Below are 9,823 nucleotides of genomic sequence, written 5' to 3'. Positions count from 1 at the left end.
CACTCGACGACTCCGGCCCGCGACCCCCTTTCGGGAGTCGCGGGCCGGAGTGGTTTCCACGGAGCTAGGCCGTCGAGGCGCCGATCAGGCGTCGGCAGCCTCAGTCGCCGGAGCAGCCGGGGCGTCCGCCTGGACGGTGATGAGGCTGATCTTGCCGCGCTCGTCGATGTCAGCGATCTCCACCTGCAGCTTGTCGCCGACGTTCACCACGTCTTCGACCTTGCCGATGCGCTTACCGCCACCGAGCTTGCTGATGTGGACCAGTCCGTCGCGGCCCGGTAGCAGCGAGACGAACGCGCCGAACGGGGCGATCTTCACCACGGTGCCGAGGAAGCGCTCACCCACCTTGGGCAGCTGCGGGTTAGCAATGGCGTTGACCTTGTCGATTGCCGCCTGTGCGGCATCTCCGTTGGCGGCACCGATGAAGACGGTGCCGTCGTCCTCGATCGAGATGTTGGCGCCGGTCTCCTCGGTAATGCCATTGATCGTCTTGCCCTTGGGGCCAATCAGCTCGCCGATCTTGTCCATCGGGATCTTGATGGTGGTGATCCGCGGAGCGTACGGGCTCATCTCATCGGGCTCATCGATGGCCTCGTTGATCACCTCGAGGATGGTCTGCCGGGCCTGCTTAGCCTGGCTCAGTGCGCCGGCCAGCACCTGCGACGGAATGCCGTCGAGCTTGGTGTCCAGCTGCAACGCAGTAACGAAGTCCGGCGTGCCGGCCACCTTGAAGTCCATGTCGCCGAAGGCATCTTCGGCGCCCAGGATGTCGGTGAGCGCGACGTAGCGGGTCTCGGTCTTGCCGTCGATGGTCACCTCGTCGGACACCAAGCCCATGGCGATACCGGCGACCGGGGCCTTGAGCGGCACACCGGCGTTCAGCAGCGACAGGGTCGCGGCGCAGACCGAACCCATCGAGGTGGACCCGTTGGAGCCGAGCGCCTCGGACACCTGGCGGATCGCATACGGGAACTCCTCGACGCTCGGGAGCACCGGCACCAGTGCACGCTCGGCGAGCGCACCGTGGCCGATCTCACGACGCTTCGGCGAACCGACCCGACCGGTCTCACCGGTCGAGTACGGCGGGAAGTTGTAGTGGTGCATGTAGCGCTTGGACGTTTCTGGGCCGAGCGAATCGATCTGCTGGGCCATCTTCACCATGTCCAGCGTGGTGACACCCAGGATCTGGGTCTCGCCGCGCTCGAACAGTGCCGAGCCATGGGCGCGCGGAATGGTACCGACCTCGGCCGAAAGCGCCCGGATGTCGGTGATACCGCGACCATCGATGCGGAAGTGGTCGGTCAGGATGCGCTGGCGGACCAGCTTCTTGGTCAGCGAACGGAAGGCGGCGCCCAGCTCGCCTTCGCGGCCCTCGAACTTCGGGCCCAGCTCGGCCAGCACGTCCGCCTTGAGCGCGTCAGTCGCCCCGTCGCGCTCCTGCTTGCCAGCGATCGACAGCGCGTCGTTCAAACGAGTCGAAGCGAACTCCGAGACGGCCGCGAAGGCATCGTCCTGGTACGCCGGGAACAGCGGGAACTCGCGGGTCTCCTTGGCGGCAGCGGCAGCCAGCTGCTTCTGCGCCTCGCACAGCTGCGCGATGAACGGCTTGGCCGCTTCCAGACCTTCGGCAACGACGGTCTCGCTCGGGGCGGTCCCGCCGCCGGCGATCAGTTCCAGAACGTTTTCAGTGGCCTCGGCCTCAACCATCATGATGGCGACCTCACCGGCGTCGGTGACGCGGCCGGCGACGACCATGTCGAAGGTCGCGCCCTCGAGCTGCTCGACGGTCGGGAAGCCGACCCATTGGGTGCCGATCAGGGCGACACGCACGGCCCCGACCGGGCCGGAGAACGGCAGACCGGAGATCTGGGTGGAGGCCGAGGCGGCGTTGATGGCGACGACGTCGTACAGGTCATTCGGGTCAAGCGACATGATGGTCTCGACGACCTGGATCTCATTGCGCAGACCCTCAACAAACGACGGACGCAGCGGACGGTCGATCAGGCGGCAGGTGAGGATGGCGTCAGTGGACGGCCGACCCTCGCGGCGGAAGAACGAGCCGGGGATGCGGCCAGCGGCGTACATGCGCTCTTCCACGTCCACGGTCAGCGGGAAGAAGTCGAAGTGCTCTTTCGGGTTCTTCGACGCGGTGGTGGTGGAGAGGATCATGGTGCCCTCATCCAGGTACGCAACCACCGAGCCCGCAGCTTGCAGGGCCAGGCGGCCAGTCTCGAAGCGAATGGTCCGCTTGCCGAATGCGCCGTTGTCGATGACGCAGGAAACTTCGGTGACGGTGTCGTCGAATTCTTCGCCGACCAGATCTTGATTGACTTCAGTCATGGATTTCTCTAAATCCCTTTCGTTGCGGCAGACGACTCGTGCGTCCGCCGAGATATGCAGCAGCCGCCCCGTGCCGATTGCACGACGCGGCGAACGTGACTGCCTGTGGGTAGGGCCGGAAAGCACACCGCATCCGGATCGGCGCGCCTGCGCGCGGGACCTGCGGTGGTGAGACGGCCTTCGATCGAAGCTGTCGGAGTCGCACGCCGGGCGCACTCGCTCCGGCAGCCACTACCGAGGACCGGTCTGCCAATACTTGCCGACGCCCCGTTGCCAGCGCATCGTTCATCTCCGATCCTAGCACTTGACCACGACGAATCGCCGGATGACGAGGCCGTTCAGCCCCAGCGGGCGATAGGCGCACCGATCGCGGCCTCGGCCTCGGCGTGGCTGACGTCGCGCAGGTGAACAGTGAACGCCCAGTGGTGTCCTTCCGGGTCGATGGCACGGTAGCGACGAGCGCCGAAGAACTCGTCGGCCGGGTCCTGTGTGATCGTCGCCCCCGCGGCCCGCGCCCGTTCGCAGTGCGCGTTCAGCCCGGCGGCACCGAGTTCGACTGGCAGCGCCACGGCCAGCCATTGGGTGCTGGCGCCGTCCAGATCGGCCGGACTGCAGGTCCAGTCGCTCCAGCGCCCGCTGACCGCGATGGCCGCGTCACCGTCCGGACTCACTTCGTAGTGCGAGCGCAGCGGATCTCCGTCGGGCGATTCGATCGCCACAGTCAGGGTGAACCCGAAGGCATCGCACAGCCACGCCGCCGCGCCCTTCGGGTCGCGATAGCAGATCGACGGGGTGATCACAGCAGCCATACATCCGATCGTAGAACCACCTCGGCCCCCTCATCGCGAGGATGAGGGGGCCGAGGGAAGAAACTAGGAACGGTCCTAGCCGAGGTCGTCGATCAGCGACGCAGACCCAGTCGCTCGATCAGCGCACGGTAGCGGCTGACGTCGACGCTCTGCAAGTACTTCAGCAGACGACGGCGCCGGCCGACCATCAACAGCAGACCACGACGACTGTGGTGGTCATGCTTGTGATCCTTGAGGTGCGCGGTCAGATCGGTGATGCGCTTGGTCAGCAGCGCGATCTGAGCCTCCGGCGAACCCGTATCGGTCTCATGGACGCCGTACTCGGACAGTACGGCTTTCTTCTCTTCAGCAGTCAACGACATGGAAGAATCTCCTTGTTTCAGTTCCGCGTGCCAATCCCCCGCACGAGCGGGAGGGGTGTACCGCCACGGACCGCAGTGACACCAGCGGTCAAGGCTACCAGCGCGAATGCCCCGGCGGAAATCGCGGGCCACGGAAATCACGGACGGCAGCAATCACCGACTACTGGACATCGCCCAGGATGCTGCGGGTGACGGCCACATCGTTGCCGATGGCCTCGACCAGCGAGTCCACGCCATCATAGGTCTCCATGCCACGGATCCGGCTGACGAAGTCCACCGCCACATGCTGGCCGTACAGGTCCGCATCGACGTCGAGCACGTAGGCCTCGACGGTCCGATTCTGGCCAGAGAACGTCGGGTTGGTGCCGACCGAGACGGCCGCCGGATATCGTTCCCCGATGGTCATGCCGCGCGGGACCCGGCCGGACCGCTGGACGGTGAACCAGGCGGCGTACACGCCATCGCCGGGGATCGCCGCATAGGTACTGGCAGCCACGTTGGCCGTCGGGAAGCCCAGGTCACGGCCACGCTTCTCGCCGTGGACGACGACGCCCTCGACGCGGTGTGGGCGCCCGAGCGCCTCGGTGGCGAGCTCGACGTCACCGGCGGCCACACACGATCGGATGTAGGTCGAGGAGAAAGTGACGGCGTGCTCGCCGAACAGCGAAACCGCTGTCACCTCGAAGCCGAAACGTTCACCCAGCTCGCGGAGTTTGGCCACATCGCCCGCAGCCTTGTGACCGAAGGTGAAATTGTCGCCCACCACTACCTCGGCGGCGTGCAACTGCTCGACGAGCACCTCGTGGGCGAACTCTTCGGGCGACTTGGCAGCCAGGGCCGCGGTGAAGGGCACCACGCAGAACACGTCGATGCCCATCTCCTGTGCCAGATCGGCTCGGCGATGCAGAGTGGCGAGCTGCGGCGGATGGGTGCCCGGGCGCACCACCTCGGACGGATGCGGATCGAAGGTCATCAGCACTGACGGCACCCCGCGCTCGGCAGCGGCCCGCGTGGCCGCCGCGATCAACTGCGCGTGTCCGCGGTGCACCCCGTCGAAGACGCCAATGGTTACCACACATCGACCCCAACCCGGGGGGACGTTCTCCAGCCCTCGCCAACGCAACACGCCTCCAGAGTATTACCCCGCCTCCTTGTAAGGTGTGAGCCATGCCCGACTCGCGCACGGTGGGCGACCTCACCTCGGTCACCCAGGACTATCTGAAGGTGATCTGGACGTCCCAGGAGTGGTCCGATACCAAGGTCACTACCAAATTGCTCGCCGAGAAGCTCGGCGTTTCCGCCTCGACTGCCTCCGAAGGCATCCGCAAGCTCTGCGATCGGGGGCTGGTGGAGCATGAACGCTACGGCTCGGTGACGCTCACCGACGACGGCCGGGACGCCGCGATCGGGATGGTCCGGCGACACCGCCTCCTGGAGACGTTTCTCGTCCGTGAACTCGGCTACGGCTGGGACGAAGTGCACGCCGAAGCCGAGGTCCTCGAACACGCCGTCTCCGAGCAGTTAATGGCCCGCATCGACGCGAAACTCGGCTTCCCGCAACGGGATCCGCACGGCGACCCGATCCCCCAGCCCGACGGGCGCGTCCCGGATGCGGGCTCCCGCCAGTTGGCCGACCTCGCCGTCGGCGAGAGCGGCGTGATCAACCGGATCTCCGATTCGGACCCAGAAATGCTGCGCTACTTCCAGGAAATCGGCATCGACCTCGACCGCGCCGTCGCGGTGGTCGAGAAGCGCCCGTTTGCCGGCACCATCTCGGTGTCGGTCGACGATGGCGCACTGATCCATCTGGGCGACGTCGCGTCCCGGGCGATCTTCCTGGCCTGACCCACGCCGAGCGCCGCACCGAATTCGCCGTTCGGTGATTTGAGCCGGGCCGAACGCAGTGAGAAGCGCGTCGAAATCACGCCGCCAGATCAGCGCAGCGTCGCCGGGCGGACGACCATCACCGAGGCCGCGCGGCGACCCTTCTCCTCGACCAACGCGATGGCGCGGCCGGCCGGGTCGACCACCGTGTAGATCTCACTGCGGCCCACCGGCTCCAGCCAGCGCCCCTGGCTGATCGACTCGGCTTCGTCGTCGCTGATCTCGCGACGCGGGAAGCAGAGTTTCGCGGCCGCATCGATGTCCAGGCTCACGCCGGGATCGTCGATCACTTCCTCGAGGGTGCGCGCCTGCGCCAAGGTGAACGGCCCGACGGCGGTCCGACGCAGTGCGGTCAGATGGCCGCCGACACCCAGCGCGGCACCGAGATCGCGCGCGAGCGAACGGATGTAGGTTCCCGACGAGCAGTCGACCTCCACCTCGACGTCCACGAAGCCGTCGAGGTGAGCAGTACTGAGTACGTCAAAGCGGTGCACGGTCACCGGCCGGGCCGCAAGCTCGAACTCCGCGCCGGTGCGGACCAGCGCGTGGGCGCGGCGACCGTCCACCTTGATCGCACTGACCTTGGCCGGAATCTGCTGCAGATCGCCCGTCAGCTCGGCCACCGCGACGTAGATCTGCTGCTGGGTCACCCCGGACGTGTCCGCCGACTCCAGGACCTCACCCTCCGCATCGTCGGTGGCGGTAGACGCACCGAGTCGGATGGTCGCCGCATACGATTTGGTGGTCAGCGAGAGCAAACCGAGTAACTTGGTTGCCCGCTCGATACCGACCACCAATACGCCGGTGGCCATCGGATCCAGGGTGCCCGCGTGTCCGACCCGGCGGGTGCCAAAAGCCTTGCGGCATTTGGCAACGACGTCGTGACTGGTCATGTCCGGGGCTTTGTCGATCACCAGCAGCCCGGCGTTCTCAATCGAAGAATCGGCCATCAGCGCGTCACTGGTGCTCGGGCGTGACTTCGAACCAGCCCAGCGCCGGTCCCAGTTCCCGCTCAATATACGGCGTCATCGACATCATGAATGTCCTGCTGTAGTGGTGGGCATCCCGGTAGACCAGCACATTGCCAATCACCGCCGGGCACACCTCGGGGCCGCAGTTGAGATCGTTGAAGTCCAGCAGCGTGACCCCCGGCAAGCTGCCGACCACGCCAATCGCCGGGTCCACTGGCGACAGGGACAAGGCCCGCTTGGTGCCGCACTCGACTGCGTCGTTGCGCACGGCCATGCAGTCGAAGGGCTCGCGGTCGACGCCGTCCGGGGTCATCAGCCACGGTAGATCGCGCACTCCGACGACCGGGATTCCGGCGTTGGACAAGGTGGTGAAGACCTCGACGTACCACGACGGGGTGATGTCGCCGGTGCCCCACTGCGGCGCCGGCCGCGTCGAGTTGGTGAACACTGCGTCGGGGCGGGTGGCCAGCAGGTGGTCCATCGCCTTGTGCTGCCACTCCAGGCAGATCGGATCGTCCGGCTTGGATTCGCTGGCCGTCGGCCCGGCGGCCAGCTGGCAGCCGCCCATCACGACGGTCTCGACAGTGAAGCCGTGCTCCTTGCCGATTGTGTTCAGCGCGGGCAGAAAGTGCTCGGCGTGCGAGCCGCCGATCAACGAGAGCACCTTACGGCCGGGTTCACGCGGAGCGCCGTAGTCGCAGACCACCAGATCGGAGGTCTTGGTTCCATCGTTGTAGCAGCCATCGAAGGCGGTCTGCGGCAGATCCGAGCGCGAGGCTTCCGGCCGTGGCAGAAATTCCACGCCGTCCGGGGTGGGCTTGCCCAGGGACGCACTGGCACCCGGATGCTGGGTCCAGTCGATCGAATCGGCCGAGGCGATTTGGGCGGGCGTCAACCAGGCGTTGAGGGCGACGGTCAGCGCGGCGATGGTGGCGGCAATGATCAGCGGAGTGCGGATCCGCACCGTGCGCAGCGGCGAGTCCGCATCGAGTAGCCACGTGCTCAGCACCGACAGCAGCAGCGAGATCGCGATGATGGAGACGCCCTGCACCAGGCTCACCTGGGCGACCGGCGTGCCGTGGAAGTTGCGGTACACCAGGAACAGCATGAGCAGTGGCCAATGCCACAGGTACAGCGGATACGCGAGCGAACCCAGGTACACGGCCGGGCGGGTAGACAGTGCCGCGGTCACCACACTGGAACCGCCGGTACCGGCCACGAAGATCAAGATGGTGCCGCCGATGGGCAGCAGAGCGGCTGGCCCGGGGAACAACCCGGCGCCGTCGACGACGAGCCCGGTCATCACCAGCATGGTCAGGCCGACCACCCCGGCGAGCTGACGGGCCCAGCCGGGTACGGCGACCTTGGTGAGCACAAGACCCAACAGTCCGCCGAGCGCGATCTCCCAGAAACGCGCCCCCGTGTTGTAGTAGTTCAGCGTCTGGTTCATCGTCACGCCCACGGTCCCGTAGGCGAACGACGCAACGGTCACGGCCACCAGGACGCCGATCAGGATCGGGCGGATCGCGGTATCCGCGAGGCGACCGCGCTTAGCCAGCGCGCGCAGCCCCAGTCCCAGGAGAGTTAGTCCACCGATCAGCGCGATGAAGATCTGCGCCTGCACCGACAGCGACCACAGGTGCTGGAACGGGGAAGGCAGGGACGTGGCGTCGGCATAGGTGTGGCCCTGCAAACCCAGCGCCCAGTTCTCCACGAACACGTCCGACCAGACAGCGTCGATCAGGGTCTCCGAGCGGCGTGAGGACGGATAGATGTACCAGGTGGCGAGCACGGTGACCGCCACGGTCAACGCCATCGGGATCCACAGGCGTTTGAGGATGCGCCAGATTCGCGGGATCGGATTGTTCACGGCCTTCGGGCCGACTTGTGCGCGCAGGAGCGACGGGATCAGGAAGAAACCGGAGATAAAGAGGAAGGCGTCAACGCCGCCGGAGACGGTGCCCACGAAGATGTGGAAGATGACCACCAACATGATGGCCACGCCGCGCAGACCCTCGACGTCGGGCCGACGGGCCGAACGGTGGGTCGGCGCGACGGCCGGTACACGTGTGGTGTCCCGACTCTGGTCGGCAGCGGTGTCAGGAGTCATCGATCAGGTCAGCGCAATCGTCGTCAGGATCAGGCCGTTGGCGACGAGCCAGCGACCGGGCAGGGTCAGCAGGGGCGGCCCTCCGTCGGTGGCGGTGCCGTCAATCAGGATCTCGGAGGTGAAGGTACCGGCGGCGACCTTGTCAGCCGGGGCTACGCCCAACGCAGCGTCGGTGCCAGCGGTGTCCCGCGTGAACGTGATGTGCGCGTCCTCGAAGCCCAGCCAGCGGCCGGTTAACGGAAACCAGGTTTTGTAGGTCGCCTCTTTGGCGCAAAACAGCAGCCGATCCCAATGCAGGTCGTGCTCGCGGGTCGCGAGGACCTCGCGTTCGGCGGGCAGGCTGGTGTGACTGAGCACCCCGTCGGGCAGCGGGGCGTGCGGTTCGGCGTCGATGCCGACCGAACGGACCTGCATCGAGTACGCCACGACCGCGGCCCGGTAACCGTCGCAGTGCGTCAGGCTGCCGACCACGTTCGACGGCCACAGCGGCATCCCGCGCTCGCCGCGCATGATCGCGGTCGGTTCGATGCCGAGCTTGCCCAGCGCGCGGCGGCCGCAATGGCGCGCGGTGGTGAACTCCCGGCGGCGTTTGTCCACGGCCTGCGAGACCAGTGTTTCCTCGGCGGGTAGCAGCGTGGCATCGTCGGGGTCACCGAAGGCTTCGGCGGCGGCGACGCCGCGGGGAAACAGCACCTCAATCACCACCGCACCTCCTCGCACCTCGTCGCCATTGCGCGCAGTTCACGCAAACCCCGGTCATGATGCCAGGTTGGGATCTTCCCGTCTAGGACGCCAATTACACGTCACCATCACCAAATCCCGCGTACACCCATTGTGACCTGCATCGTTAACAATTGCAAGCACCTTGTTTGTGAGACTCGCCGCTCTGCAGCGGACCGCCGTCCCCCGTGGGCCGGTCAACGACGCTCCGCGCGACGGGCACGCACGGCTTCGACGCGCTGTCGGAACTCGGCCGCGCGCTCCTGGTAGTCCGGGGGCAGGTCGAAGCGCACGCCGAGTTCGTTCAGATCGGCCTCGGTCGTGCCGTCGTCGGGCGCAATCTGCCGCAGCAGCGGCTCGGGTAGTCCGCGGCGGGACCATTCGCGCGGGTAGCCAACCGAGACCTCTTCGAAGCGCACACCGTCGTACCAGGTGGTGCGTGGGATGTGCAGGTGCCCGTACACGCAGGCCGCAGCATTGAAGCGCACGTGCCAATCGTCGGTCAGCTCACTGCCGCACCACAGCGCGAACTCCGGGTACATCAGGGCGTCGCACGGCTCGCGGCGCAGCGGCCAGTGGTTGATGAGGATCGTCTTCTCGCTCGGATCGATGGCCTCAAGTCGAGTG

8 protein-coding genes and 1 pseudogene are annotated in these 9,823 nt (G+C 66.5%); 1 reads left to right on the top strand and 8 read right to left on the bottom strand.

Features of this window, described 5'->3' with window-relative positions; genetic code table 11:
- Positions 1-84: 84 nt before the first annotated feature.
- The 4 genes from WAW85_RS11560 to WAW85_RS11545 all read right to left on the bottom strand — a co-directional run bounded on the left by WAW85_RS11560 (position 85) and on the right by WAW85_RS11545 (position 4,637).
- Positions 85-2,340 (bottom strand): polyribonucleotide nucleotidyltransferase, encoded by a 2,256-nt coding sequence (locus WAW85_RS11560; protein WP_422559753.1) that lies wholly within the window; start codon positions 2,338-2,340, stop codon positions 85-87.
- A 338-nt stretch (positions 2,341-2,678) separates the two neighbouring features.
- Positions 2,679-3,149 (bottom strand): VOC family protein, encoded by a 471-nt coding sequence (locus WAW85_RS11555; protein ID WP_422559752.1) that lies wholly within the window; start codon positions 3,147-3,149, stop codon positions 2,679-2,681.
- Positions 3,150-3,241: 92 nt separating this feature from the next.
- A complete protein-coding gene (gene rpsO, locus WAW85_RS11550) occupies positions 3,242-3,511 on the bottom strand; it encodes a 30S ribosomal protein S15 (protein ID WP_422559751.1) in 270 nt (89 codons plus the stop codon).
- Positions 3,512-3,671: 160 nt separating this feature from the next.
- Positions 3,672-4,637, bottom strand: coding sequence for a bifunctional riboflavin kinase/FAD synthetase (locus WAW85_RS11545; protein ID WP_422559750.1), 966 nt, complete (start codon positions 4,635-4,637; stop codon positions 3,672-3,674).
- A 41-nt stretch (positions 4,638-4,678) separates the two neighbouring features.
- On the opposite strand from WAW85_RS11545, the gene WAW85_RS11540 reads away from it, so the two are divergent.
- A complete protein-coding gene (locus WAW85_RS11540; protein ID WP_422559749.1) occupies positions 4,679-5,356 on the top strand; it encodes a metal-dependent transcriptional regulator in 678 nt (225 codons plus the stop codon).
- A gap of 89 nt (positions 5,357-5,445) precedes the next feature.
- Here WAW85_RS11540 and truB read toward each other — a convergent pair whose 3' ends face one another.
- The 4 genes and pseudogenes from truB to WAW85_RS11520 all read right to left on the bottom strand — a co-directional run.
- Positions 5,446-6,345, bottom strand: coding sequence for a tRNA pseudouridine(55) synthase TruB (gene truB / locus WAW85_RS11535; protein ID WP_422559748.1), 900 nt, complete (start codon positions 6,343-6,345; stop codon positions 5,446-5,448).
- A gap of 7 nt (positions 6,346-6,352) precedes the next feature.
- A complete protein-coding gene (locus WAW85_RS11530; RefSeq protein WP_422559747.1) occupies positions 6,353-8,476 on the bottom strand; it encodes an acyltransferase family protein in 2,124 nt (707 codons plus the stop codon).
- Between the two features lie 3 nt (positions 8,477-8,479).
- Positions 8,480-9,178 (bottom strand): 4'-phosphopantetheinyl transferase family protein, encoded by a 699-nt coding sequence (locus WAW85_RS11525; protein WP_422559754.1) that lies wholly within the window; start codon positions 9,176-9,178, stop codon positions 8,480-8,482.
- Positions 9,179-9,393: 215 nt separating this feature from the next.
- Positions 9,394-9,823: pseudogene (locus WAW85_RS11520) on the bottom strand (metallophosphoesterase); the annotation flags it as partial.

Origin of the sequence: Gordonia sp. (in: high G+C Gram-positive bacteria), assembly GCF_049299075.1 — a bacterium.
Taxonomy (GTDB): Bacteria; Actinomycetota; Actinomycetes; order Mycobacteriales; family Mycobacteriaceae; genus Gordonia.
This window is presented reverse-complemented; position numbering and strand designations above follow the sequence as displayed.